Genomic DNA, 23,220 nt, shown 5'->3' with positions numbered 1-23,220 from the left:
TCGATCCCAGCCTTAGTGAATGATCCAACTCAACAGCCACAACCCCAGCACCAGCCAGATGATGCCCATGACGATCGAGGCCCGCATGAAGGCGCGGATGGCCGAGTACAGCAGCATCAGCCCGAGGATCAGCGCGATGATGCTGATGATCGAGGTGTCCATGCCCAGGGTGCGTGACAGCCCATCGACGAAGTTGCCGCCGGCATTGGCCAGGGTGTTGAAGAGACCGCTGAGCAGGTCGACGATGAACCGGATCACCGAACCGAGCGCCTGGCCGAGCCATTCGAAAAAGCTTTCTACCTGCATATGTGCATCCTGATGGGAGGGAGTTTGAGCCGAGCCGTTGGCTCCTGATTGTAGGAGCTGTGGCGGCCGAGTTGGTTCGATTATGGGGTAAACCGTCGCTTCCTACCGAGACTCTTGCCTTCCCCGGTCATCCCCCTGAAGCTATGCGTATTCAGGAGAGCCCGATGAACCTTGTTGAACTGACCGAACGCCTGCATGCCATTCGTGACCGTAACGACTGGCGGCAATTCCACAGCCCGAAAAACCTCGCCATGGCCGCCAGTGTGGAAATGGCCGAACTGGTGGAAATTTTCCAGTGGCTGACCGAGGACCAGTCGCGCCAGTTGCCGGCGGACAAACTGGCCCACGCCGGGCAGGAGGTCGGTGACATCGTGTTGTACCTGTTGCTGCTGTGCAGCGAGCTGGGCCTGGACATGGACGCCGTGGTGCGCAGCAAACTGGCCGACAGCGAGCGGCGGTTCGGCCAATGAGCGACCGGCATTTCGATCAACTCGCCACGCGCTTTGCGGAAAAAATCTATGGTGGGGCCAAGGGCGCGATCCGTCTGGCGGTGCTTCAGGCCGATCTGCTGGAAACCTTGCCCCAGCGTCCGCTGCGGGTGCTGGATATCGGCGCTGGCCTGGGCCACATGTCGTTGTGGCTGGCCGAGCGTGGCCACCAGGTGACCCTGGCCGAGCCGGCCGAGCCCATGCTCGAAGGCGCCCGCCAGCGCTTTGCCGATGCGGGCCAGAGCGCCACGTTCATCCAGGCGCCGTGGCAGGACCTGCTCGGCCAGCTCACTGAACCGTACGACCTGGTGCTGTGTCACGCGGTGTTGGAGTGGCTGGCCGAGCCCCACGCGATCCTGCCGGTGCTGCATCAACTCACGGCGCCTGGCGGTTGGCTGTCCCTGGCGTTCTACAACCGTGATGCGCTGGTCTATCGCAATTTGCTCAAGGGACATTTCCGCAAGTTGCGCAAGAACGACATGGCCGGCGAAAAACAGAGCCTGACGCCGCAACAACCCCTTGATCCGCGAGCATTGGCGGCGCAACTTGAAGGCCTGTGGCAGGTCGAAAGCCAGAGTGGCGTGCGGGTTTTTCATGACTACATGCCGGTGGAATTCCAGGGCCGCGTGGAGCTTGCGCAGTTGCTGGAAATGGAGCTGGCCCACCGTCGCCACCCGGCGTTTGCCGGGTTGGGACGTTACCTGCACTGGATCTGCCGTCCCCTCTGATCGGAGGGGGCAATCGGAGAGCGAAATGAAAGGTCGTTCAGGGTTGTTGGTGCTGTGCCTGGGGCTGGTGGCCTGCCAGGGCAGCAACCCCTATGTCGCCACTTCCAACCCGCTGCCACCGGCGCCGCCCGAGGCCGCCACGGTGTTCGACCGCAGCGCCTACCCGGCGCCGCCCCGCGATTATGGGCGCTATCGCAGTTGGGCCTGGCGCGACGGGCGCCTGCCCTCGGGTACCGCCTGGGCGGATTCGGCCCAGGTGGCCGAAGCGGTGAGCAATGCCCTGGACCAGCGTGGCCTGCGCCCGCTGCACGACAACCGGCCCGCCGACTTGTTCGTCAGCGCCGACCTGCGCCTGGAGACCCGCGTACGCCAGGTCCGGGACGACTACGATGCCGGTTACTACGGCGGCTATAACCGTTATGACCGCTATGGCCCGGGGTATGGCGTGTACCATCCGGTGCCGATGGTGCGCACGTATCAGGAGCAGGTCGTGGTGGTTCGGGTGGACTTGTTCGATGCCCGCACCGGGCAGCCGGTGTGGAGCGCCAGCGCCGAGACCGGCCAGCGTGGCAGCCAGAGCGAGCGCACCGACGCCATTCGCGAAGCGGTGGAAAAAGCCCTGTCGGCGTATCCCCCAAGTTGATTGCTCAACGGAGAAAAACCATGTTTCGCCGTCTTGCTCTACTGGCCTTCACCCTGCTGTTGGGCGCTTGTGCCTCTAACCAGGTCAACCATGACTTCGACACCAGCCGCGATTTCGCGGCGTACCGCAGCTGGAGCTGGAAAGAGCCGGCGCTGCAATATCGCCCTGATGACCCACGCATCAAGAGCGACCTGACCGAGCAGCGAATCCGCCAGGCGGTTGCCGATCAACTCGATCAACGCGGCCTGCGCCCGGCTGCGGCTGGCGGACGCGGCGATGTGCTGGTCCAGACCTATTTGATCGTCGAGGATCGCCAGCAGCAGGTCACGACCAACTATGGCGGCGGTTGGGGCGGCCCTTGGAACGGCTATTGGGGTGGGCCGATGTACAACGAAACCCGCAACATCAGCTACAAGGTCGCCACCGTGCAGATCGACCTGCTCGATGGCAAGGACGGCAAGCTGGTGTGGCGTGGCAGTGACGAACAACTGCTCAGCAACTCCCCCAACCCGACGGACCGCAACACGGCCGTGCGCGAGACAGTGGGGCGGATCCTGGCCAACTATCCACCGCGCTGACCAGGGTGCATTCAAGATGGACGCCAGTAGCCCCGCCGCTATCGCGAGCAGGCTCGCTCCCACAAGGATTTTGTGGCGGACACCAGCTCTGTGAACACCCCGGACCGGAACAAACTGTGGGAGCGGGCTTGCTCGCGAAGACGGCCGAACAGTCAACATTGATGCAGACTGACCCACCGCTTTCGCGAGCAAGCCCGCTCCCACAGGGATTTACGGTGAACACCATCGACTTGCTCAGGCCACCGGCCGCCACTCTCCTACCATATGCTCCAACCCCCCAGCCCCCATCAGTTGCAGTTGCCCACTGGAGCCCGCCGCACTCGCCAGCAGCGTCACCTCGCTGGGCAGGCGCACCGGTTTCTTGAAGGTCACGTCGATCTCGATGTTGGCCTCGGGCAGATGGTCGTCCAATGCCGCCAGGGTCCTGGCCTTGTTCCACAGGCCATGGGCGATGGCAGTGGGGAAGCCGAACAAGCGGGCACTGAGGCCGCTCAGGTGGATCGGGTTGTAGTCGCCGGACACCTTGGCATATTGCCGGCCGATGTCGGCCGGTGCCGTCCAGCGGGTGACTTCGATCAAGGGCCGACTGGCCTGCGATGAATCCTCCACGAGTGCTCCGTCGAGCTGGACACCTTTGCAAAGCATCTGGCTGCGGGCCTCCCACAGCGGCCCCAGTTGATCATCGAGGCCGGTCACCAGGTCGAATACCGCGCCCTTGGGGTGGGCCTGCAGGTTCTCGACATTGACGCTGACCCGCACCTGGCCGACCCCGCCCATGGGCCGCAATACACGGATGCGGTTGCTCAGGTGGATCAGCCCCAACAGCGGAAATGGAAAGTCCCGATCCGTAAGCAATTGCATCTGCAGGGCAAATGCCAAAACGTGGGGATAGGTCGGCGGCAGCAGTCCGTTATCGACGAAACCGCACACTTTGCGATAGGCCGCCAGGCGTTGCGGGTCGACCTGAAGCACCTGGCGCAAGCCTTTCTCGGGCAAGGTCGTTCCAGTGACCTTGCGCCGTGTCGCCGCTTTTGAATAGAGCCCGGACATGGATGGCGGGCTGCTGACCTCATGCCATTGGATCGTCATGCTCATGCTCCCAAAAGGCTTTGCCCGCATACCCGCAGGGCCTGTCCTGTCACCGCGCCTGTGCCCGGTTGCGCGAGCCAGGCCACGGCTTCGGCGACATCCTGGGGCAGGCCGCCCTGGCCCAACGAACTCATGCGCCGCCCGGCTTCGCGCAAGGCGAAGGGAATCTCGGCGGTCATGCGTGTTTCAATGAAACCCGGTGCCACGGCATTGATGTTGATGCCCCGTGGTTGCAGCAGCGGCGCCCAGGCCTGGGCCAGGCCGATCAGCCCGGCCTTGCTCGCTGCATAGTTGGTTTGCCCACGGTTGCCGGCAATGCCGCTGATGGAGGCCAGCAGAACGACCCGGCCGTTGTCGCGCAGGGTGCCGCTGTCGAGCAGGGCCTTGGTCAGCACTTGCGGGGCATTGAGGTTGACGGCCAGCACCGCGTCCCAGAATTCCGGGGTCATGTTGGCGAGGGTCTTGTCCCGGGTGATGCCAGCGTTATGCACCACGATATCGACGCCGTCGGGGAGGTGCTCGATCAGTTGCGCGGCGGCGTCCTGGGCGCAGATATCCAGCGTGACGCTGCGCCCGCTCAAGCGTGCGGCCAGGGCGTCGAGGTCGGTCTTGGCCTGCGGCACGTCCAGCAGGATCACGTCGGCGCCATCACGGGCCAGGGTTTCGGCGATGGAAGCGCCGATCCCGCGGGCGGCACCGGTGACCAGTGCCTTGAGCCCGGTCAGCGGTCGGGTCCAGTCCTGGACCTGGGTGTCACAGGCGTTGAGGCGAATGACCTGCCCGGAGATGAAGGCGCTCTTGGGCGACAGGAAAAACCGCAGTGCACCTTCCAACTGGGCTTCGGCGCCGTCGCCGACGTACAGCAGTTGCAGCGTCCCACCGTGGCGCAGCTCTTTGGCCAGGGAACGGCTGAAACCCTCCAACGCCCGCTGGGCACTGGCGGCGAACGGGTCGGCAAGACGCTCTGGCGCGCGACCGAGGATGACGACATGGGCGCTGTGATCGAGGTTTTTCATCAGTGGCTGGAAAAATTCCCGCAGCTGCTTGAGCTGGTCGGCCTGCAGCAAATGGCTGGCGTCGTACACCACCGCCTTGATTTTCGGGCCATGGCCGGGGATCCACTCGGTGGCCAGGGTCGGCTCGCCGCCGTAGATGAAAATGCTGTCGGTCAGGCGCTTGGCAAACGTGCCGATCTGTTCGATCAACGGCCCGCCGCCCAGCAGCAATGCGCCTTCGATCGGCCGCAGTCGCCCGGCCTGCCAGCGTTCCAGGCGTACCGGCGATGGCAGGCCGAGGGACCCGACCATGCGCCGGCCAATGGGCGAATTGGCGAAGTCGATATAACGGTCAGACATGGAACACACTCCGGCTGATGAGGTTCCAAGTGTGGACCATGATTGGCAATCAGTCGTTCGATCGGCCAGATAAAGCCTAAGCTTGGGCAGGAACAGTGTCTTTTTCAGGCCCTTTGGCGCCTTCAGACTTACACGGGGAGTTCTTCATGGCACAGCTACGTCGCGTCGCGATCATCGGTGGTAACCGCATTCCCTTTGCCCGTTCCAACGGCGCCTATGCCACCGCCAGCAACAAGGCGATGTTGACGGCTGCCCTCGAGGGGCTGATCGAGCGCTACGACCTGCATGGCTTGCACATCGGCGAAGTGGCCGCCGGAGCGGTGCTCAAGCACTCCCGGGATATGAACATGACCCGCGAATGCGTGCTCGGTTCGCGGCTGTCACCGATGACGCCGGCCTATGACGTGCAACAGGCCTGTGGCACCGGGCTGGAGACGGTGCTGCTGGTGGCCAACAAAATCGCCCTGGGCCAGATCGACAGCGGCATTGCCGGCGGCGTCGACACCACGTCGGATGCGCCGATCGCGGTCAATGAAGGGTTGCGCAGGATCTTGCTGCAAGCCAATCGCGCCAAGACCACCGCCGAGAAAATCAAAGTCTTCCTGCAATTGCGCCCCCAGCACTTGCTGCCGGACTTACCGCGCATCAACGAGCCGCGCACCGGCCTGAGCATGGGCGAGCACTGCGAATTGATGGCCCAGACCTGGCAGATCCCCCGGGAAGCGCAAGACCAGTTGGCCTTGGAAAGCCATCAGAAATTGGCCGCGTCCTACGCCGAAGGCTGGCAGAACGATCTGATGACACCGTTTCTCGGCCTGACCCGGGACAACAACCTGCGCCCGGACCTGACCCTGGAAAAACTCGCCTCCCTCAAGCCCGCCTTCGAAAAAAGCGCCAAGGGCACGATGACCGCGGGCAATTCCACGCCACTGACCGATGGTGCCTCGTTGGTGCTGCTGGGCAGTGAAGAGTGGGCCAAGGCCCGGGGCTTGCCGATCCTGGCGTACCTGCGCGACGGTGAAACGGCGGCGGTGGATTTCGTCAATGGCGCCGAAGGGCTGCTGATGGCTCCGGTCTATGCCGTGCCGCGCTTGCTGGCGCGCAACGGCTTGACCTTGCAGGACTTCGATTACTACGAAATCCACGAAGCGTTCGCCGCCCAAGTGTTATGTACGCTGAAAGCCTGGGAAGACCCGGACTACTGCAAGACCCGCCTGGGCCTCGACGCGCCGCTGGGGGCCATCGACCGCAGCCGGTTGAACGTCAAGGGCAGTTCCCTGGCCGCCGGGCACCCGTTTGCCGCCACGGGCGGGCGAATTGTCGCCAACCTCGCCAAATTGCTGGATGCGGCCGGGCGAGGTCGTGGGTTGATTTCCATCTGCGCCGCCGCCGGCCAGGGCGTGACGGCGATTATCGAGCGTTGAGGAGGACGCCGTTCTGGCCAGATGCCAGTTCCCGGTGACGGCTGGCGTAGCGCTCGGCCAGGATCGAGCAGACGATCAACTGCAGCGGGTGATAGATCATGATTGGCAGCAGGATCAGCCCCAGGCCGGGATGGTTGCCGAAAATCAACGCCGCCATCGGCACCCCGGCGGCGAGGGATTTCTTGCTGGCACAGAACACGGCGGCAACTTCATCGGCACTGTTGAATCCCAGGGCTCGGGCGGTGCGGGTGGTCGCCCACAAGATGATCGCCAGCAGCACGGCACTGCCAATCACGGCGCTGAGCAACACGCCGTGGCCCTGCTGCTGCCAGATCCCCGACACCATCGAATTGCAGAACGCCGCGTAGACCAGCAACAGGATCACCAGCTTGTCGATGACGCTGGTGTAGCGTTTGTACCGACCGAAAAAACCGGCCAGCCAACGCCGCAGGAACTGCCCCAGCACCAGCGGCAGCAGCAACATCATGCACAGGTCGAGCAAGGTCGAACCCAGGTCGATGCCACCGGCACCGCTGCCGACCACGAAACTGACCAGCAATGGCGTCAGGACAACCCCCATTACACTGGACAGGCTCGCATTGAGAATCGCCACTGGCACGTTACCGCCGGCACTGCCGGTCAGGGCCACCGAGGAAGAAATGGTCGAGGGCAGGGCGCACAGGTAGAAGAACCCCAGCATCAGCAGCGCCGGCACATGGCTGCCCAGGAGCCAGTTGCTGAGCAGCCAGAGCAACGGAAATACGCCAAACGTGAAGCCCTGCACCATCACGTGCAGCCGGATGTTCTTCAAGCCGTGGCGGATCTGTTCGCCGGACAGGTTGACTCCGTGCAGGAAGAACACCACGAAGATGCCGATGTTGACCACCCATTCGGCATGCATGGCCCCGCCCGTGGCGCCAAAGGTTGGAAAGAAGTACGCCAGCAGCGTGGCGAGCAACATGCCGCACAGGAACCAGTCGGTCGCCATGCGTTTGAGGTGTCTGAAGATGTGCATAGGGCACCGCAAGTTGTAAGAAAAGTCGACTTAGCCTAACGTCGTCCCTACTAGTCGTCTTGCGACATAAGGCCAATCAATGCCGCCTAACGGACACCAACAGCTAGAACGCCGCATTCCCGACCTGGTGCAATTGCCCAGGCCGCTTTATGCCCGTGTCGAAAGCTTGAGCGCCGGTTCCTGGACGCAAGCCCATCGGCATGACTGGGTGCAGTTTTCATACGCCATCAGCGGCGTCCTCGGTGTACACACCGCCGCGGGCAGCTTCTTTGCCCCGCCACAACGGGGCATCTGGATCCCGGCCGACCTGGAGCACCATGTCGTCACCTCCACCCGGGCGGAAATGCGCAGCCTGTACGTGCATCGCCACGCCTGCCCATGGGCCGACGAACGCTGTCGGGTCCTGGAAGTCACGCCACTGGCCCGTGAGTTGATCAAGGTGTTCTGCCAGCTTCCGGTCGATTACCCACAGGGCGATACGCAGGAAGAACGGCTGGTGCAGGTGTTGCTGGATCAACTGGCAACCCTGCCGGAAGTGGGCTTCTCCCTGCCGCTGCCTAGGCATGCCCGTTTGCTGGGATTGTGTAACGAGTTGATCGAACAGCCGGAGCAGAACGTCACCCTGCAAGCCTGGGCCGAACGCTTGGGTACGTCGGAAAAAACCCTGATGCGCCTGTTCCAGCGCGAGACCGGCCTGAGCTTTCGCGCCTGGCGCCAACGCATGCGCTTGTTGTCGTCCCTGGGATCGCTGGAGAAGGGCGACAGCGTCACCAGCGCCGCGTTGTCCTGTGGGTATGACTCAACATCGGCGTTCATTGCCGCGTTCAAGGGAATGTTCGGCTTTACGCCGGGGGAACTGTTCAAGCATTGAGTCGTCGCACTGCCTACAACCAACGGTAGGCACGGCTGTCAGCTCTTGTCGCAAATACCCGTGCATTCAATGGGCAACGCCAAGTCCGGTCTCGGCTATGATTCGGCTCGGTCGATTAATCCGGCACATTGTGTGCATTGCAGGTTCATAGGTCGGCAACCCCTCCCCGTGGAGGAAGGATTGCCGTATAACGACTGTCATTCGCGTGTTTGGTAATAAAGGACCCACAATAAAAGCTGATGAAGACTCCAAAACGCATTGAACCCCTGATCGAGGACGGTCTGGTCGACGAGGTGCTGCGCCCACTCATGAGTGGTAAAGAAGCAGCTGTTTATGTGGTGCGCTGCGGCAACGAGCTACGTTGCGCGAAGGTCTACAAGGAGGCGAACAAGCGAAGTTTTCGTCAGGCGGCCGAATACCAGGAAGGCCGCAAGGTCCGCAATAGCCGCCAGGCCCGGGCCATGGCCAAGGGCTCGAAGTTCGGGCGCAAGGAAACCGAAGACGCCTGGCAGAACGCCGAAGTGGCGGCGCTGTTCCGCTTGGCTAGCGCCGGTGTACGCGTGCCCAAGCCGTACGACTTCCTTGAAGGCGTGCTGCTGATGGAACTGGTTGCCGACGAGTATGGCGATGCCGCGCCGCGTCTGAACGATGTGGTACTGGAGCCGGACCAGGCCCGTGAATATCACGCTTATCTGATTTCCCAGATCGTGCTGATGTTGTGTACCGGTCTGGTGCACGGCGACCTGTCCGAGTTCAACGTCCTGCTCACGCCGACGGGACCTGTGATCATCGACCTGCCGCAAGCGGTGGACGCTGCCGGTAACAACCATGCTTTCAGCATGCTGGAGCGGGACGTGGGCAACATGGCCTCCTACTTCGGCCGGTTTGCCCCGGAGCTCAAGCGCACCAAGTACGCGAAGGAAATGTGGGCGCTGTATGAAGCCGGTACCTTGCACCCGGCCAGCCTGCTGACCGGCGAGTTCGACGAACCGGAGGAACTGGCGGACGTTGGCGGGATCATGCGCGAGATCGAAGCCGCCCGCCTGGACGAGGAACGCCGCCAGGCCGTTCGCGCCGCTGACGACGCTCCACCCAGCAAGACCGAAGAACCGCCTCCGCCCTGGATGCAGTGATCGGTTGACCAGAAACCCGGCCATGGCCGGGTTTTTTGTGGCTACCCAAACCCTCAACCCCACAGGGGGGCGGTGGGCATCAATTCTTGCAACACCCCGACGCCAGTTCCTTGAGGATCGGACAATCCGGGCGGTGGTCGCCGTGGCAGTGCTCTACCAGGTCTTGCAAGGTGTCGCGCAGTTCGGCCAGTTCGCGGATTTTCTGGTTCAGTTCGTCGATGTGTTGCCGGGCCAGGGCTTTGACGTCGGCGCTGGCGCGTTGGCGGTCTTGCCAGAGGGTCAGCAGTTTGCCGACCTCTTCCAGGGAAAACCCCAAGTCCCGGGAGCGCTTGATGAACGCCAGGGTGTGCAGATCGTCGGTGCCATAGATGCGGTAGCCGCTGTCGGTGCGATGGGCGGCCTTGAGCAGGCCGATGGATTCGTAATAACGGATCATCTTCGCGCTCAGGCCGCTCTGACGGGCCGCTTGGCCGATGTTCATCGCTTGTCCTCCAGGTGCTGGGGTGTCCAGAACTTCAACAGTAACGCATTGCTCACCACGCTGACGCTCGACAGGGCCATGGCCGCGCCGGCCAGCACCGGGTTGAGCAAGCCGAACGCCGCCAGGGGAATACCGATCAGGTTATAGACGAACGCCCAGAACAGGTTTTGGCGGATCTTGGCGTAGGTCTTGCGGCTGATGTCCAGTGCCGCCGGCACCAGTCGCGGATCGCCGCGCATGAGGGTGATGCCCGCGGCGTGCATCGCCACGTCGGTGCCGCCGCCCATGGCAATGCCGATGTCGGCGGCGGCCAGGGCTGGGGCGTCATTGATGCCGTCGCCCACCATCGCTACCACCGAATCGCGCTTCAATTGCTGGACGATGGCGGATTTATCCGCGGGCAATACCTCGGCATGGACATTGGATATCCCCAGTGCCTGGGCTACCACCCGGGCGCTGCCCTGGTTGTCGCCGGTGAGCAGGTGGCTGGCGATGTGCTGTTCATTCAAGGCTTGTACGGCGGCGAGGGCGCCGGGCTTGAGGGTGTCACCGAAGGCGAACAGGCCCAGCACCCGAGGCGCCGCGCCTTGCTCGATCAGCCAAGACAACGTGCGGCCTTCGGTTTCCCAAGCCTGGGCCGATTCGGCCAGCGAGCCGGGGTGCAGGCCCAGTTCGTCCAGCAGGCGCCGATTGCCCAGGGCCAGGCGCCGCCCGCCGAGGCTGCCGGCGATACCGCGTCCGGCCAGGGCCTGGCTGTCGCTGATATCCGGCACGTCCAGGCCGCGCTCGGCGCAGGTGTCCAATACTGCTTTGGCGAGGGGGTGCTCACTGCCGCGTTGCAGCGCGCCGGCCATTTTCAGCAGCGCGTCCTCATCTCCCTTCAGGGCCGTCAAGTGGGCGATGCGTGGCGTACCGGAGGTCAGGGTGCCGGTCTTGTCGAACACTACGGTCTTGACCTCATGGGCGCGTTCCAGGGCCTCGGCGTCCTTGATCAGGATCCCGTGGCGCGCGGCCACGCCGGTGCCGGCCATGATCGCCGTGGGCGTCGCCAGGCCCAGGGCGCAGGGGCAGGCGATCACCAGCACGGCGACGGCGTTGATAAGTGCGGTTTCCAGTGGCGCGCCGTACAGCCACCAGCCGATCAATGTCGCCAGGGCCAGCACCAGCACGACCGGAACGAAAACCTGGCTGACTTTATCCACCAGTTTCTGGATCGGGGCCTTGGCCGCCTGGGCGTCCTCCACCAGGCGGATGATGCGCGCCAGGACGGTTTCGGTGCCCAGGGCTTGCGTGCGTACCAGCAGCCGGCCTTCGCCGTTGATGGCGCCGCCGGTGACTTTGTCGCCGGGCTGTTTGGGGACCGGCAGGCTCTCGCCGCTGATCAGCGCTTCGTCGGCGTGGCTCTGGCCTTCCAACACTTCGCCGTCCACCGGGAAGCGTTCGCCGGGCTTGACCAGGACCAGGTCATTCAAGCGCAGTGCACTGATGGCAACGTCCCGCTCCTGGCCATCGATCACCTGGATCGCCCGCTCCGGTCGCAAGGCTTCGAGGGCGCGGATGGCGCTGGCGGTCTGGCGTTTGGCGCGGCTTTCCAAGTATTTGCCCAGCAAGACCAGGGCAATCACTACGGCCGAGGCCTCGAAATACAGGTGCGGCATGCTGCCGGGACGGGCGATCACCCATTCATAAAGGCTCAAGCCGTAGCCGGCGCTGGTGCCCAGGGCGACCAGCAGGTCCATGTTCCCGGCCCCGGCACGCACGGCCTTGAAGGCGGCGACATAAAAGCGCGCGCCGAAGATGAATTGCACCGGCGTCGCCAGGGCGAATTGCACCCAGGCCGGGAGCATCCAATGCACGCCGAACGGCTGCAGCAGCATGGGCAACACCAGCGGCACGGACAGCAGGATCGCCAGCACCAGTACCAGGCGTTCACGGTTCAGGCGATTGACCTGCGTATCAACGGGCTGCTCTGCCTGCCAGACAGTGGCGTCATAGCCGGCGCGCTTGACCGCATCGATCAGGGTTTGTGGATTCACCTGGCCAAGCAGTTCGAGGTGGGCGCGCTCGTTGGCAAGGTTGACACTGACACTGTTCACGCCGTCGACCTTGCCCAGGGCCCGTTCGACCCGGCCGACGCAGGAGGCGCAGGTCATCCCTTCGATGTTCAACTCCAGGGTTTGCACGGGAACGCTATAGCCCGCCTGTTCGACGGCCTGCATCAAGGCTGGCAGGCTGTCTCCAGGAGCCTGCACGCGCGCCACTTCAGTAGCCAGGTTGACGCTGACGGCGCTGGCCCCGGTGACTTTGCTCAAGGCCCGCTCGACCCGCCCGGCGCAACTGGCGCAGGTCATGCCGGCAATCGGTAGATCGAACGTGGTGGATTCGGACATCGGTCAGGCTCCCTGTAGTGAATGCCTACAGGATCAACCTTGCCATGCTGGCAAGGTCAAGCGCCAATCGAAAAGCTTGAACGCATCTCTGATATGGGAGCTGGTTTTGTGGGAGCAAAGCTTGCTCGCGATCCAGGCGCTGCGGTCATCCGCAAATCCGTGGTGCTTTCATCGTGGGCAAGCCTTGCTCCCACAAAGCTCGCTCACACGGTGGGGAAGTGGCGTGTCAGTAACCGAGCCCAGCCTGCTTGAGGTACATACCTTCCTGGGTCATGGCGATGCGGAACTTCAAGATGTCACCGGCCTTGAGGGTGATGTTCTGCGACCCAGGCGCGAGCATGCCCGGGTTGCAACCCGGCGCCTGTCCCGGCAGCAATTTCAGGCGCAAGGAAAACTGGCCTGGGGGCAGGTTGAAGGAGGTGCTTTGCTCCTGGAACAGCCTGGCCGAGAGCTGATCCTGGATGTAGATGCCGATTTCGCATGAGGTCGCCACTTCCAGGCGCTCGCGAGAAATGATCAGCACGCCATAGTCTTCGCCGGCGGCCGATGCCTGGGGCGCCACCGCTGAAAAACCGAGCATGCAAAACAGGCTGAACGCTGACCAGCGCATGGCTGAACCTCCGGTGTGAAATCCTTGATGTGTGCAGCTTGGCTGAGCGCGATGCCGATTGCCAGCCCGGCAGTTTTTGTCAGAACTTGACCTTGTCATGATGGCAAGCTTGAAGCTATCGGCAACCTCAACCAAAGGAGTCATCTCATGCAAACTTTCAATGTCCAGGGCATGTCTTGCGGTCATTGCGTCAAGGCCATCACCCAGGCGGTCCAGGCCAAGGATCCGGCGGCCGACGTGCACGTGGACCTGGGCACCAGGACCGTCCAGGTCCAGAGTTCGTTGCCGGCCGATGCCGTGATCGCGGCCATCAAGGAGGAGGGCTATGAGGTCAGTGTCGCCTGAAATATTTTAATCGTTAGCGACCTATCGGAATGTTCAAGAGCGCCCGGCCCGGCTAGACTGTCGGGCTGTCGAACGACGCCTGAGCTGGACGCCCGATGAACCTCCGTACCATTCTGATTCTTGGCGCCTTGAGCGCTTTCGGTCCCTTGGCGATCGACTTCTACCTGCCGGCCTTTCCGGCGATGGCCTCGGCCTTCGGTACTGACGAAAAGCACATCCAACTGACCCTGGCGGCTTATTTCCTAGGCTTATCCATCGGGCAACTGGCCTACGGGCCGGTGGCGGATCGATTCGGGCGGCGCATTCCGCTGCTGACGGGCGTCGGCTTGTTCACCCTGGCCTCGCTGGCCTGCGCTTATGCGCCGAGCCTGGAATGGCTGATCGGCGCCCGCTTCATCCAGGCCCTGGGCGGATGCGCCGGGATGGTGATTTCCCGGGCGGTGGTCAGCGATAAATGCGACGCGGTGGGTTCGGCCAAGGTGTTTTCGCAGTTGATGCTGGTGATGGGCCTGGCGCCGATTCTCGCGCCGATGCTGGGCGGGCTGCTGGTGAACCTGCATGGCTGGCAGTCGATCTTCATTGCGCTGACCGTGTTCAGCGCATTGGCGTCGACGGCAGTGGCCTTGTGGCTGCCGGAAAGCTTGCCGGACTATGTGCCTCGGCAACCCTTGTCGGGGGCGTTGCGCCAATATGGCCGGTTATTGACCGACGCCGTCTACCTTGGTCATGCGCTGACGGGGGGCATCGCCATCGCTGGGATGTTTGCCTACATCGCCGGTTCGCCTTTCGTCTTCATCAAGCTCTACGGTGTCCCGGCCGAGCATTTCGGTTGGCTGTTCGGCACCAACGCGGCGGGCTTCATCCTGGTTGCCCAGGTCAACGCCCGGCTGCTGTCCAAGCGCGGCCCGGCGTTCCTGCTGACCCGCGCGGTATGGGTCTACCTGGGCGCCGGCCTGAGCCTGTTGGCGGTCAGTTCATTGCAGCCTGTGCAGTTGTGGCCGCTGCTGGTCCCGCTGTTCATCTGCATCGCCAGCCTGGGTTGCATCCTTCCCAACGCGTCGGCTTGCGCCATGAGCGGGCAGGGCGCCCGCGCCGGTAGCGCTTCGGCGATGCTGGGATGCCTGCAGTTTTCCGTGGCCGCCGGGGCCGCCGCGTTGGTGGCGGCGTTGCATGACGGCACCGCCGTGCCGATGGCGCTGGTCATCAGCCTTTGCGGGCTGTTGGTGGTGGGTGCAGCGATGCTGACCCGTCGCCTGCAAAATGCCCGGGCACTGGCCCAGGCCAGTCGCGAGGGCTGATTCAGCCGGCCGCGCGTTGCTGTTGTTGTTCGGGGAAGTGATGGGGCGCGTGGATCCGCGCTTGCAAGGTCGTGGCGAAAGCCTGGGCTTCGGCCTCGGTACGGAAGGTGACGACGTGCTGGTCAAGACGCACTTGCCATTGGGATTTTGCCACTTCTTTTATCAGGATCTTCATTGCTGACCTCCTCACGAAAAGATTACGTTGCAAAGGCCTCGAGTGTAGACCCGAATGCGATCGCAATTGTGACAAGAGTCAACTCTCAGACTGACGGCACGGGATTTTTCTTGTAGGAGCAAAGCTTGCTCGCGATAAACGATGACGCGGTCCTATAGAGAACCGCGCTACCTCTATCGCAGCAAGCTTTGCCCCCACAAGAGCCTGGCTCTCAGCCCTGGTCAGAAGCCTTCGAGCACAATCTTGCCCTTGGACTTCCCGCTTTCGAGCAAGGCATGGGCCCGGCGCAGGTTCTCGGCGTTGATGGTGCCGAAATGCTCGCCGACGGTGGTCTTCAGCGTGCCGGCATCGATCAGGGCGGCCACGCGGTTGAGCAGCTTGTGCTGTTCAAGCATGTCGGCTGTCTCGAACAGTGAGCGGGTGTACATGAATTCCCAATGCAACGACAGGCTCTTGCGCTTGAGCTTGGTCACGTCCAGTGCCTTGGGATCGTCGATCAGCGCCAGTTTGCCTTGGGGCGCAAGGGCTTCGACGAGTTCATCCAGATGCTGGTCGGTCTGGGTCAGGCTGGCGACGTGAGTCACCTGGGGCTGACCCGATTCTTTCAATACCTTGCTCAGTGGCTGGCTATGGTCGATCACCAAGTCCGCACCCAGGCTGCGCACCCAATCCTGGGTCAGCGCGCGGGACGCGGTACCAATCACCTTCAACCCGGTGAGTTGGCTGGCCAGTTGCGTCAGGATCGAACCCACGCCTCCCGCCGCGCCGACGATCAACAGGCTCTGGCCCTGGTCGCCCTGGCCTTCCTGGATTTGCAAGCGCTCGAACAACAACTCCCAGGCAGTAATCGCCGTCAGCGGCAGCGCCGCTGCTTCGGCGAAACCAAGGGTCTTGGGCATGTGGCCGACGATGCGCTCATCCACCACGTGCAACTCGCTGTTACCGCCGGCGCGAGCGATGGAGCCGGCGTAGAACACCTTGTCCCCGGCCTTGAACAGCGTGACCTCGCTGCCCACCGCCTTGACCACGCCGGCCACGTCCCAGCCCAGCACCTTGGCTACGCCGCCTTCGGGCTGGACGTTCTGACGGACCTTGGTGTCCACCGGGTTGACCGAGATGGCCTTGACCTCTACCAGCAGGTCCCTGGGGCCGGCGACCGGTTCCGGCAGCTCGACGTCCTGGAGCGATTGTGGATCGGTAATAGGCAACGAGTGGTAGTAGGCAATGGCTTTCATGAAGCGGCTCCGTTAGGTGAGTTCGATGGAGGCCATGTTTAGCTATTTATCACCGAGATAAAACCGGCTAAAAGAACAGGCTCTTTCAATAATTTTTTGATAATGGGGCCGTCATGCTTCGCTTCGATGACTTGCAATTGTTTGTCCGGGCGGCAGACCTGGGCAGCCTCTCGGCTGCGGCCAGGGTCATGGACCTGTCGGCGGCGGTGGCCAGTGCCGCGTTGAAACGCATCGAGCAGCACCTCGGCGCGCGGCTGTTGGCCCGTTCCACCCGTAGCCTGCGCCTGACGGCCGAAGGGGAGGGCTTTCTCGAATATGCCCGTGCCGCGTTGAGCAGTCTCGACGAAGGCCGGCGGTTATTGACCAGCGGCCAGGACCAGGTCAGCGGGGTGTTGCAGTTGTCCGCACCGTCGGACCTGGGACGCAACCTGCTGCTGCCCTGGCTGGATGCGTTCCAGCGCGAGCATCCCGGGCTGACGGTGCGGCTGTTGCTGGGCGATCGCATTGCCGATCTGTTCAAGCAGCCGGTGGACATTGCCTTGCGTTATGGCGAACCGGAAGATTCGAGCCTGGTCGCCCTGCCCATTGCCGCTGATAACCGCCGGGTGTTGTGCGCATCGCCAGACTATCTGGCTCGTCGGGGTGAACCCCATCAACTGGAGCAACTGGCCCAGCACAACTGCCTGTTGTACATGCTGGGCAGCCGGGTCCATGACCGATGGGGCTTTCATGATGGCAAACGGGAGGTGAGCCTCACCGTCAGTGGCGACCGCTTCAGTGACGACGCCGATGTGGTGCGACGCTGGGCGGTGGCGGGTGCCGGGATTGCCTACAAATCGTGGCTGGATGTGTCCACCGACGTGCTGGCCGGGCGCTTGAAAATCCTCTTGCCGCACCTGCAATGCGAACGCGCGCCCCTCAATCTGCTGTGCGCCCATCGGGCGCAATTGAGCAAGCCCATCAACCTTTTGCGGGACATGCTCCAGGCCCGCTGCGGCCAGTTGACGGCCCGATTTCCATTCTCGACAGGGGCCGGCCATTAGTCGCGGGCAAATAGAGACTTTTCCCTCATGAACAATCGCCTCCAAAGGTTTCCGGAGGACAGGAAAGCTCGATCGCCGCGCTTATACTAGCGACCGGCTGCGCCAGAGCAGTAGACGAATGATTCAACAGGGAGTGAATACATGGAACATGCACCTTGCATCAGCCAGATCGCCACGTTGCTGGCTGACCCCAAGCGCAGCGCAATGATGTGGGCCTTGATGGACGGCACGGCCCGACAGGCCGACGAGTTGGCGTTGCTCGCCGGGTTGTCGCCGTCCTCGGCCAACGCACATCTGGGACGCCTTTCCGCCGGTGGCCTGTTGAAAATCGAAGCCCGGGGCCGCAAGCGGTTTTTCCGTCTGGCAGCGCCTGAAATCGGCGCTGCCGTCGAAGCGCTGGCCAGCGCGACGCTGGTCAGTACGCCACGGCAGATTCCGGACGTGTTCAGGCGCAGGGTCATGCCGACCAAGGCCCCATCGGCCCCCGCTTCGTTGATGCGGGCCAGGCTTTGCGACGACCACCTGGGGGGAACCCTGGCGGCCGAGCTCTACCAACGTCTGCTGGACGCCGGGTGGATCGAGCAGTTCGAACAACGGGTGATCGTCACCCACAAGGGCGCCAATCAACTGGCCGAGCGTGGCCTGTTCATCCAGGCCCTGGCCCATCGCAACGCCCGTGTCGCCTGCGCCTGCCCGGACTGGAGCGAGCGTCGTCCGCACCTGGGGGGCGCGCTGGGCGCGGCCTTGCTGCAACTGTTCATGCAGTCGGGATGGCTGAGCTTGCCCAACGATTCGCGAGCGCTGCAGGTGACGACGCTCGGCCAGCAGGAAATCCACCGGTTCGCCCGGCAGGACACCGTGGAGATGGCGATCTAGGGAACGTTCCCGATGCGTCGCTCAGGGCTGTCGACAGGTCGTATTCAGCAATAGCCACCTGCAAGGTTCGCGCACACTCAGTCCGGGGAATTATCGGATTGGGGAGGCGGCATGGACACTCACGGCTACAGCGCGGCGGAACGCCTGGAACGGTTACCCATCAGCGGTTATCACCGGGTCATCTTCATTATCATCGCCTTGGCGTTTTTCTTCGACTCCATGGACCTGGCGATGATGACGTTCCTGTTGGGATCGATCAAAGCCGAGTTCGGCCTGAGCAGCGCCCAGGCCGGTTTGCTCGCCAGTTCCAGCTTCTTCGGCATGGTGGTGGGGGCGTCACTGTCGGGCATGCTCGCCGATCGTTTCGGGCGTAAACCGGTGTTCCAGTGGAGCATCGTGTTGTGGGGCATTGCCAGCTACCTGTGCTCCACGGCCCAGGACATCGAGACCTTGACGCTGTTTCGCATCCTGCTGGGGATCGGCATGGGCATGGAGTTTCCGATTGCCCAGTCGATGCTCTCGGAGCTGATCCCGGCCAAGCGTCGTGGCCGCTACATCGCCTTGATGGATGGTTTCTGGCCGCTGGGTTTCGTGGCGGCGGGGGTGCTGTCGTATTTCCTGCTGCCGGTGATCGGCTGGCGCGACATCTTCCTGGTGCTGGCGGTGCCGGCGGTGTTTGTCCTGGCGATTCGCTTCTTCATTCCCGAGTCGCCGCGCTGGCTCGAACAGGCCGGTCGAGGTGACGAAGCGGACACGGTGCTCAAGCGAATCGAAGACCAGGTCCGAGCCTCGCTGGGGCAGCAGAACCTGCCGGAGCCAATCCGTTTGCCGAGGGCCGAGAGCACGCCGGGCAATTTCTTTTCGGCCCTGGCGCAGATCTGGTCGCCGCTGTATCGCCAGCGCACGATGATGATCTGGAGCGTCTGGTTCTTTGCCTTGCTCGGTTTCTATGGCCTGACGTCCTGGCTCAGTGCGCTGCTGCAGCAGTCGGGGTTCGCCGTGACCCAGTCGGTGTACTACACCGTGTTGATTTCCCTGGGCGGGATTCCTGGTTTCCTGATGGCGGCCTGGCTGGTGGAGCGCTGGGGGCGCAAGCCGGTGTGCATCATCACGTTGCTGGGCGGCGGGGCGATGGCGTTTCTGTATGGGCAGAGCGCGGTGTTTGGCGGCAACGTCGGCCTGCTGATCGGCACCGGGCTGCTGATGCAGTTTTTCCTGTTCGGCATGTGGGCGGTGCTCTACACCTACACGCCGGAGCTGTACCCGACTTCGGCCCGAGCCACGGGATCGGGGTTTGCTTCGGCGGTCGGTCGCATCGGCTCTTTGCTCGGTCCGCTGGTGACCGGGTTGGTATTCCCCATCACTGGGCAGGGCGGTGTGTTCGCCCTCGGCGCGCTGTGCTTCGCCGTGGCGGCGGGGGTGGTCTGGTTGTTCGGGATGGAGACGCGGGGCAGGACGTTGGAGGAGTTGAGTGAGGGCACGGTGGCCGGTTAAACACCAACCCCTTGTGGGAGCGAGCCTGCTCGCGATGGCGATGAGTCAGTCGACATCAATGTTGAGTGTCATACCGCTATCGCGAGCAGGCTCGCTCCCACAAGGGTTCATCACGAGTCTTAGGGTTTTACTAGCCGCGCATCCAGGCTGTTCTGCGCCAAGCGCTTGGCCTGGTCCTGGGTCATGCCCAGGTGGGTGTATAGCGCGTGGAAGTTCTCGGTAACGTAGCCGCCGAAGTACGCAGGGTCATCAGAGTTCACTGTCACCTTCACACCGCGCTCAAGCATGTCGAGGATGTTGTGCTGCGACATGTCGTCGAACACGCACAGCTTGGTGTTGGACAACGGGCAGACGGTCAGCGGAATCTGCTCGTCGATGATCCGCTGCATCAGTCGCTCATCTTCGATGGCCCGCACGCCGTGGTCGATGCGCTGGATTTTCAGCAGGTCGAGGGCTTCCCAGATGTATTCGGGCGGACCTTCTTCACCGGCGTGGGCGACGGTCAGGAAGCCTTCGTTGCGCGCCCGGTCGAATACGCGCTGGAACTTGCTCGGTGGGTGACCCATTTCCGAACTGTCCAGGCCCACGGCCACGAAGGCATCGCGGAACGGCAGCGCCTGGTCGAGGGTTTTCTCGGCTTGTTCTTCGCTCAAGTGACGCAAGAAGCTCAGGATCAAACCGCTGGTGATACCCAGTTGCTGCTCACCGTCCTTGAGGGCGGCGGCGATGCCGTTGAGCACCACTTCGAACGGCACGCCACGGTCGGTGTGGGTCTGCGGGTCGAAGAACGGTTCGGTGTGGATCACGTTCTGCGCCTTGCAACGCAGCAGGTAGGCCCAGGTCAGGTCGTAGAAGTCCTGGGACGTGCGCAGCACATCGGCGCCTTGATAATAGAGGTCGAGAAATTCCTGCAGATTGTTGAAGGCATAGGCCTTGCGCAGGGTGTCGACGTCGCTCCACGGCAGGGCGATCTTGTTGCGTTCGGCCAGGGCGAACAGCAGCTCGGGCTCCAGCGAACCCTCCAGGTGCAGGTGCAGTTCAGCCTTGGGCAGGGCGTTCAGCCAGTCGTACATGGTCTTTTCTCATCAGCGAATCGATGGCGGGCATTCTACAGGGGCTGGCCGCAATGTCTGGTAAAACCTGACCGACTGATCCACTACACCGCCTGTTGCTCCCGCCGATAAGCATAGGTGTCGGCGAAGCGTGACAACAGGAATTGTGCGCAGGTGGTGGTCGGGTACTTCGGCGGATGGGCGTCATCCTGGCAACCGGGCAGGCACTGGATCAGTGTGTCGGGGTGTGGTTCGGCAAAGAACGGCATCGAATACCGGTCTACCCCCAGCGGGCTGATCACCCGATGCGGCGTGGACAGGTAGCGGTCGTTGCTCCAGCGCGCCATCATGTCGCCGAGGTTGACCACGAAGGTGCCGTCGATGGGGGGCGCGTCGATCCACTGGCCGTTGACGTTGCGCACTTGCAGGCCGCCGGCGGCGTCCTGGTAGAGCAGGGTGATGCAACCGTAGTCGGTATGGGCGCCGGCACCTTGCTGCTCGGCGCTACTGGCGGTCTGGCGTGGTGGGTAGTGGATCAGGCGCAGTACGCTCACTGGTGCGTTGAAGCGTGTGTCGAAGAAGTCCCGCTCGATGCCAAGGGCCAAAGTCATGGCCCTTAGCAGGGTTTGAGCGAGTGCCTGCATGTCGCGGTAGTGCTCCTCCATCAAGTTTTCCCAGCCCATCAGGTCCGGGTGGCGGTTGGGACCACGCAGAGGTTTTTCCGCCAGCACATCAGGGTGGTCGGCCGGCAGGTGCAGGCCCATGTCGAAGGTTTCCTTCAGGTCGCTGGGCTTGGTCGGGTCCAGTTGTTCGGTGGCGATGGCGCCGTAGCCACGATGATGGCGGGTCTGGGTGATGTCGATCTTGAGTTTTTCTTCCACGGGCAGGGCGAAGAAGCGTTGGGCGTTGTCCAGTACCTCGGCGATGCGCGCCGGGCTGATGGGGTGGCCCTTGATGTAGAAAAAGCCCCATTGGCGGCAGGCGCTGTCGATCTGCTCGGCGACGGTTTGCCAGGCGCTGGGCTCATCGCCGTAGAGAGGGCTGATGTCGATGATGGGCAGGCTGTTCATGCGGCTTTCCTGACTTAAGAATGAAGATCCCCTGTGGGAGCGAGCCTGCTCGCGATAGCGATCTGTCAGTCGACATGCCTGTTGAATGTCGGTCCGCTATCGCGAGCAGGCTCGCTCCCACATTGGGATCATGTGTTGAGGCCGGGATTACTTCGGAATCTCAGCCTTCATACCTTCGACGTAGTAATTCATCGACGCCAGTTCCGCATTGGTGGCGCTCACGCCCGCCGGGATTTTCTCGACGCCGGCCTGATCCTTGATCGGGCCGGTGAACGGGTGGAACACGCCGCTCTCGATGTCGGCGATGATCTGCTCGGCCTCGCCCTTGACCGCCGCCGGCACCAGGTCGCTGATCGGCAGTTTTACGGTGCCTTCCTTCAGGCCGCCCCAGTAGTCCTGGGATTTCCAACTGTGGTCGATCACGCTCTGGGTCGCCTGGATGTAATGCGGGCCCCAGTCATTGACGATGGAGGTCAGCACCGCCTTGGGACCGAAGTGAGCCATGTCCGAAGCGTAGCCCACCGCATAGACGCCGCGACGCTCGGCGGCCTGGATTGGTGCCGGGCTGTCGGTGTGCTGGAACACCACGTCCACGCCCTGGTCGATCAGCGCGTTGGCGGCATCGGCTTCCTTGCCCGGGTCGAACCAGGAATTGACCCACACCACTTTGATCTCGCTGCCGGGGTTGTATTTGTTCAGGGCCAGTTGGATGGCGTTGATGTCGCGGATGACTTCCGGGATCGGAAAGGAGGCAACGTAGCCGATCTTCTTGGTCTTGGTCATCTTGGCCGCGAGGAAGCCGCCGACGTAGCGGCCCTCGTAGGTGCGAGCCAGGTAGGTGCCCAGGTTCTTGTCCTGCTTGTAGCCGGTGGCGTGTTCGAAGATCACCTTGGGAAATTGCTTGGCGACTTTCAGCGTCGGGTTCATGTAGCCGAAGGAGGTGGTGAAGATCAGGTCGTAGTTGTCCTTGGCCATGTTGCGGATCACCCGTTCGGCGTCGGCGCCTTCCGGTACGTTTTCCACGTAGTTGGTGGTGATCTGCTCGCCGAACTTCGCCGCCAGCTCCTTGCGCCCTTGTTCATGCTGATAGGTCCAGCCGTGGTCGCCGATCGGGCCGATGTAGACGAAGCCGACCTTCAGCGGATCGGCGGCACTGGCATTCAGGCCGGCACCCAGGCCGACGGCTGCGACGACGGCGCAAAGCAACTTATTCAAGGGGGCGTTTGTGCATGAACTCGAACTCCGTGTTGTTGTGAGGTTGGCTGTACGGCTTCAATGCAAAATGCTGACCAATAGGACAACAAATGCTCGATGTCCTGATGCCGCCATCGCGGGCAAGCCTTGCTCCCACAGATACTGAGTGGGTTTGGCCTTGCACTTGTGGGAGCAAGGCTTGCCCGCGACGAGGCCGCTGAGAACGATTAAGGTGCGCCTGCTTTCCGCTTGCCACCCCCTGGTGCATCACACCGAACGAAACGTTCGCGTCCCCCCCCATAGTCAGTAGCTCATGACCCCGCCCAC

The 23,220-nt window shown here is 62.8% G+C and carries 24 protein-coding genes; 12 read left to right on the top strand and 12 right to left on the bottom strand.

All coding sequences use genetic code 11. From position 1 onward, the window contains the following. Positions 1-12 precede the first annotated feature (12 nt). On the bottom strand, positions 13-306 hold the full coding sequence (locus GN234_RS14850) for a hypothetical protein (protein WP_003197447.1): 294 nt from the start codon (positions 304-306) through the stop codon (positions 13-15). A 164-nt stretch (positions 307-470) separates the two neighbouring features. Here GN234_RS14850 and GN234_RS14845 point away from each other — a divergent pair, with 164 nt between their 5' ends. The 4 genes from GN234_RS14845 to GN234_RS14830 are packed head-to-tail and all read left to right on the top strand — an operon-like array spanning position 471 to position 2,743. Further along, the gene (locus tag GN234_RS14845; protein ID WP_003186192.1) at positions 471-776 is read left to right on the top strand and encodes a MazG-like family protein; all 306 of its coding nucleotides are present in this window, start codon (positions 471-473) and stop codon (positions 774-776) included. Then, positions 773-1,522: a methyltransferase gene (locus GN234_RS14840; protein WP_109752274.1), complete on the top strand. Its 750-nt coding sequence runs from the start codon at positions 773-775 to the stop codon at positions 1,520-1,522. The genes GN234_RS14845 and GN234_RS14840 overlap by 4 nt, the downstream gene beginning before the upstream one ends. A gap of 25 nt (positions 1,523-1,547) precedes the next feature. Beyond that, positions 1,548-2,165, top strand: coding sequence for a DUF4136 domain-containing protein (locus GN234_RS14835; RefSeq protein WP_176688703.1), 618 nt, complete (start codon positions 1,548-1,550; stop codon positions 2,163-2,165). A 20-nt stretch (positions 2,166-2,185) separates the two neighbouring features. After that, positions 2,186-2,743 carry a DUF4136 domain-containing protein gene (locus tag GN234_RS14830; RefSeq protein ID WP_116834089.1) on the top strand — a complete coding sequence of 186 codons (558 nt, stop codon included), beginning with the start codon at positions 2,186-2,188 and terminating at the stop codon, positions 2,741-2,743. Between the two features lie 234 nt (positions 2,744-2,977). Here the strand turns inward: GN234_RS14830 and GN234_RS14825 are convergent, their stop codons facing one another. Both GN234_RS14825 and GN234_RS14820 read right to left on the bottom strand, forming a co-directional pair. Continuing rightward, positions 2,978-3,832, bottom strand: a complete 855-nt coding sequence (locus GN234_RS14825; protein ID WP_176688702.1) for a MaoC family dehydratase — start codon at positions 3,830-3,832, stop codon at positions 2,978-2,980. 2 nt (positions 3,833-3,834) lie between these two features. After that, positions 3,835-5,187 carry a 3-oxoacyl-ACP reductase gene (locus GN234_RS14820; RefSeq protein WP_176688701.1) on the bottom strand — a complete coding sequence of 451 codons (1,353 nt, stop codon included), beginning with the start codon at positions 5,185-5,187 and terminating at the stop codon, positions 3,835-3,837. Between the two features lie 146 nt (positions 5,188-5,333). On the opposite strand from GN234_RS14820, the gene GN234_RS14815 reads away from it, so the two are divergent. Further along, on the top strand, positions 5,334-6,611 hold the full coding sequence (locus GN234_RS14815) for an acetyl-CoA C-acetyltransferase (RefSeq protein ID WP_109752284.1): 1,278 nt from the start codon (positions 5,334-5,336) through the stop codon (positions 6,609-6,611). On the opposite strand, the gene GN234_RS14810 is transcribed toward GN234_RS14815, so the two are convergent. Further along, on the bottom strand, positions 6,598-7,626 hold the full coding sequence (locus tag GN234_RS14810; protein WP_176688700.1) for a bile acid:sodium symporter family protein: 1,029 nt from the start codon (positions 7,624-7,626) through the stop codon (positions 6,598-6,600). The two genes, GN234_RS14815 and GN234_RS14810, sit on opposite strands and share 14 nt — an antisense overlap. 79 nt (positions 7,627-7,705) lie before the next feature. Between GN234_RS14810 and GN234_RS14805 the strand changes: the two genes are divergently transcribed. Further along, entirely contained in the window at positions 7,706-8,497 is a 792-nt protein-coding gene (locus tag GN234_RS14805) for an AraC family transcriptional regulator (protein WP_109752288.1), read from the top strand. Positions 8,498-8,736: 239 nt separating this feature from the next. Then, positions 8,737-9,630, top strand: coding sequence for a PA4780 family RIO1-like protein kinase (locus tag GN234_RS14800; RefSeq protein ID WP_176688699.1), 894 nt, complete (start codon positions 8,737-8,739; stop codon positions 9,628-9,630). Positions 9,631-9,709: 79 nt separating this feature from the next. On the opposite strand, the gene cueR is transcribed toward GN234_RS14800, so the two are convergent. The 3 genes from cueR to GN234_RS14785 all read right to left on the bottom strand — a co-directional run bounded on the left by cueR (position 9,710) and on the right by GN234_RS14785 (position 13,111). Next, entirely contained in the window at positions 9,710-10,111 is a 402-nt protein-coding gene (gene cueR, locus GN234_RS14795) for a Cu(I)-responsive transcriptional regulator (protein ID WP_109752292.1), read from the bottom strand. Beyond that, on the bottom strand, positions 10,108-12,501 hold the full coding sequence (locus GN234_RS14790) for a heavy metal translocating P-type ATPase (RefSeq protein WP_176688698.1): 2,394 nt from the start codon (positions 12,499-12,501) through the stop codon (positions 10,108-10,110). The genes cueR and GN234_RS14790 overlap by 4 nt, the downstream gene beginning before the upstream one ends. Before the next feature lie 226 nt (positions 12,502-12,727). Then, on the bottom strand, positions 12,728-13,111 hold the full coding sequence (locus GN234_RS14785; RefSeq protein ID WP_109752296.1) for a hypothetical protein: 384 nt from the start codon (positions 13,109-13,111) through the stop codon (positions 12,728-12,730). A gap of 147 nt (positions 13,112-13,258) precedes the next feature. On the opposite strand from GN234_RS14785, the gene GN234_RS14780 reads away from it, so the two are divergent. Then, positions 13,259-13,456 (top strand): heavy-metal-associated domain-containing protein, encoded by a 198-nt coding sequence (locus GN234_RS14780; RefSeq protein ID WP_116834093.1) that lies wholly within the window; start codon positions 13,259-13,261, stop codon positions 13,454-13,456. Between the two features lie 95 nt (positions 13,457-13,551). Next, positions 13,552-14,754 carry a multidrug effflux MFS transporter gene (locus tag GN234_RS14775; RefSeq protein WP_109752300.1) on the top strand — a complete coding sequence of 401 codons (1,203 nt, stop codon included), beginning with the start codon at positions 13,552-13,554 and terminating at the stop codon, positions 14,752-14,754. Position 14,755: 1 nt separating this feature from the next. Here GN234_RS14775 and GN234_RS14770 read toward each other — a convergent pair whose 3' ends face one another. Further along, the gene (locus GN234_RS14770; RefSeq protein ID WP_162893890.1) at positions 14,756-14,929 is read right to left on the bottom strand and encodes a hypothetical protein; all 174 of its coding nucleotides are present in this window, start codon (positions 14,927-14,929) and stop codon (positions 14,756-14,758) included. A 221-nt stretch (positions 14,930-15,150) separates the two neighbouring features. Continuing rightward, positions 15,151-16,164 (bottom strand): zinc-binding alcohol dehydrogenase family protein, encoded by a 1,014-nt coding sequence (locus GN234_RS14765; RefSeq protein ID WP_176688697.1) that lies wholly within the window; start codon positions 16,162-16,164, stop codon positions 15,151-15,153. A gap of 113 nt (positions 16,165-16,277) precedes the next feature. Between GN234_RS14765 and GN234_RS14760 the strand changes: the two genes are divergently transcribed. From GN234_RS14760 to GN234_RS14750, 3 genes are all read left to right on the top strand, one after another. Then, positions 16,278-17,207, top strand: coding sequence for a LysR family transcriptional regulator (locus GN234_RS14760; RefSeq protein WP_109752303.1), 930 nt, complete (start codon positions 16,278-16,280; stop codon positions 17,205-17,207). A 141-nt stretch (positions 17,208-17,348) separates the two neighbouring features. Next, positions 17,349-18,083, top strand: a complete 735-nt coding sequence (locus GN234_RS14755; protein ID WP_109752305.1) for an ArsR/SmtB family transcription factor — start codon at positions 17,349-17,351, stop codon at positions 18,081-18,083. Positions 18,084-18,194: 111 nt separating this feature from the next. Beyond that, the gene (locus GN234_RS14750; RefSeq protein ID WP_176688696.1) at positions 18,195-19,577 is read left to right on the top strand and encodes an MFS transporter; all 1,383 of its coding nucleotides are present in this window, start codon (positions 18,195-18,197) and stop codon (positions 19,575-19,577) included. A gap of 119 nt (positions 19,578-19,696) precedes the next feature. Here GN234_RS14750 and GN234_RS14745 read toward each other — a convergent pair whose 3' ends face one another. The 3 genes from GN234_RS14745 to GN234_RS14735 form a co-directional block, all read right to left on the bottom strand. Continuing rightward, complete coding sequence (locus tag GN234_RS14745; protein ID WP_109752310.1) at positions 19,697-20,650, bottom strand: adenosine deaminase; 954 nt, start codon at positions 20,648-20,650, stop codon at positions 19,697-19,699. An 83-nt stretch (positions 20,651-20,733) separates the two neighbouring features. Continuing rightward, a complete protein-coding gene (locus GN234_RS14740; protein WP_176688695.1) occupies positions 20,734-21,699 on the bottom strand; it encodes a 2-oxoglutarate and iron-dependent oxygenase domain-containing protein in 966 nt (321 codons plus the stop codon). Positions 21,700-21,846: 147 nt separating this feature from the next. Beyond that, positions 21,847-22,914: a BMP family ABC transporter substrate-binding protein gene (locus tag GN234_RS14735; RefSeq protein WP_176688694.1), complete on the bottom strand. Its 1,068-nt coding sequence runs from the start codon at positions 22,912-22,914 to the stop codon at positions 21,847-21,849. Positions 22,915-23,220 lie beyond the last annotated feature (306 nt).

The organism is Pseudomonas bijieensis (genome assembly GCF_013347965.1).
GTDB classification, from domain to species: Bacteria; Pseudomonadota; Gammaproteobacteria; order Pseudomonadales; family Pseudomonadaceae; genus Aquipseudomonas; species Aquipseudomonas bijieensis.
Note: the sequence above shows the minus strand (reverse complement) of the source record. Positions and strands in the feature narration are given on the sequence as shown.

Coding starts and splice junctions, on each gene's coding strand:
- GN234_RS14850 (WP_003197447.1), bottom strand. CDS start 306: ATGCAGGTAGAAAGCTTTTTCGAATGGCTCGGCCAGGCGCTCGGTTCG.
- GN234_RS14845 (WP_003186192.1), top strand. CDS start 471: ATGAACCTTGTTGAACTGACCGAACGCCTGCATGCCATTCGTGACCGT.
- GN234_RS14840 (WP_109752274.1), top strand. CDS start 773: ATGAGCGACCGGCATTTCGATCAACTCGCCACGCGCTTTGCGGAAAAA.
- GN234_RS14835 (WP_176688703.1), top strand. CDS start 1,548: ATGAAAGGTCGTTCAGGGTTGTTGGTGCTGTGCCTGGGGCTGGTGGCC.
- GN234_RS14830 (WP_116834089.1), top strand. CDS start 2,186: ATGTTTCGCCGTCTTGCTCTACTGGCCTTCACCCTGCTGTTGGGCGCT.
- GN234_RS14825 (WP_176688702.1), bottom strand. CDS start 3,832: ATGACGATCCAATGGCATGAGGTCAGCAGCCCGCCATCCATGTCCGGG.
- GN234_RS14820 (WP_176688701.1), bottom strand. CDS start 5,187: ATGTCTGACCGTTATATCGACTTCGCCAATTCGCCCATTGGCCGGCGC.
- GN234_RS14815 (WP_109752284.1), top strand. CDS start 5,334: ATGGCACAGCTACGTCGCGTCGCGATCATCGGTGGTAACCGCATTCCC.
- GN234_RS14810 (WP_176688700.1), bottom strand. CDS start 7,626: ATGCACATCTTCAGACACCTCAAACGCATGGCGACCGACTGGTTCCTG.
- GN234_RS14805 (WP_109752288.1), top strand. CDS start 7,706: ATGCCGCCTAACGGACACCAACAGCTAGAACGCCGCATTCCCGACCTG.
- GN234_RS14800 (WP_176688699.1), top strand. CDS start 8,737: ATGAAGACTCCAAAACGCATTGAACCCCTGATCGAGGACGGTCTGGTC.
- cueR (WP_109752292.1), bottom strand. CDS start 10,111: ATGAACATCGGCCAAGCGGCCCGTCAGAGCGGCCTGAGCGCGAAGATG.
- GN234_RS14790 (WP_176688698.1), bottom strand. CDS start 12,501: ATGTCCGAATCCACCACGTTCGATCTACCGATTGCCGGCATGACCTGC.
- GN234_RS14785 (WP_109752296.1), bottom strand. CDS start 13,111: ATGCGCTGGTCAGCGTTCAGCCTGTTTTGCATGCTCGGTTTTTCAGCG.
- GN234_RS14780 (WP_116834093.1), top strand. CDS start 13,259: ATGCAAACTTTCAATGTCCAGGGCATGTCTTGCGGTCATTGCGTCAAG.
- GN234_RS14775 (WP_109752300.1), top strand. CDS start 13,552: ATGAACCTCCGTACCATTCTGATTCTTGGCGCCTTGAGCGCTTTCGGT.
- GN234_RS14770 (WP_162893890.1), bottom strand. CDS start 14,929: ATGAAGATCCTGATAAAAGAAGTGGCAAAATCCCAATGGCAAGTGCGT.
- GN234_RS14765 (WP_176688697.1), bottom strand. CDS start 16,164: ATGAAAGCCATTGCCTACTACCACTCGTTGCCTATTACCGATCCACAA.
- GN234_RS14760 (WP_109752303.1), top strand. CDS start 16,278: ATGCTTCGCTTCGATGACTTGCAATTGTTTGTCCGGGCGGCAGACCTG.
- GN234_RS14755 (WP_109752305.1), top strand. CDS start 17,349: ATGGAACATGCACCTTGCATCAGCCAGATCGCCACGTTGCTGGCTGAC.
- GN234_RS14750 (WP_176688696.1), top strand. CDS start 18,195: ATGGACACTCACGGCTACAGCGCGGCGGAACGCCTGGAACGGTTACCC.
- GN234_RS14745 (WP_109752310.1), bottom strand. CDS start 20,650: ATGTACGACTGGCTGAACGCCCTGCCCAAGGCTGAACTGCACCTGCAC.
- GN234_RS14740 (WP_176688695.1), bottom strand. CDS start 21,699: ATGAACAGCCTGCCCATCATCGACATCAGCCCTCTCTACGGCGATGAG.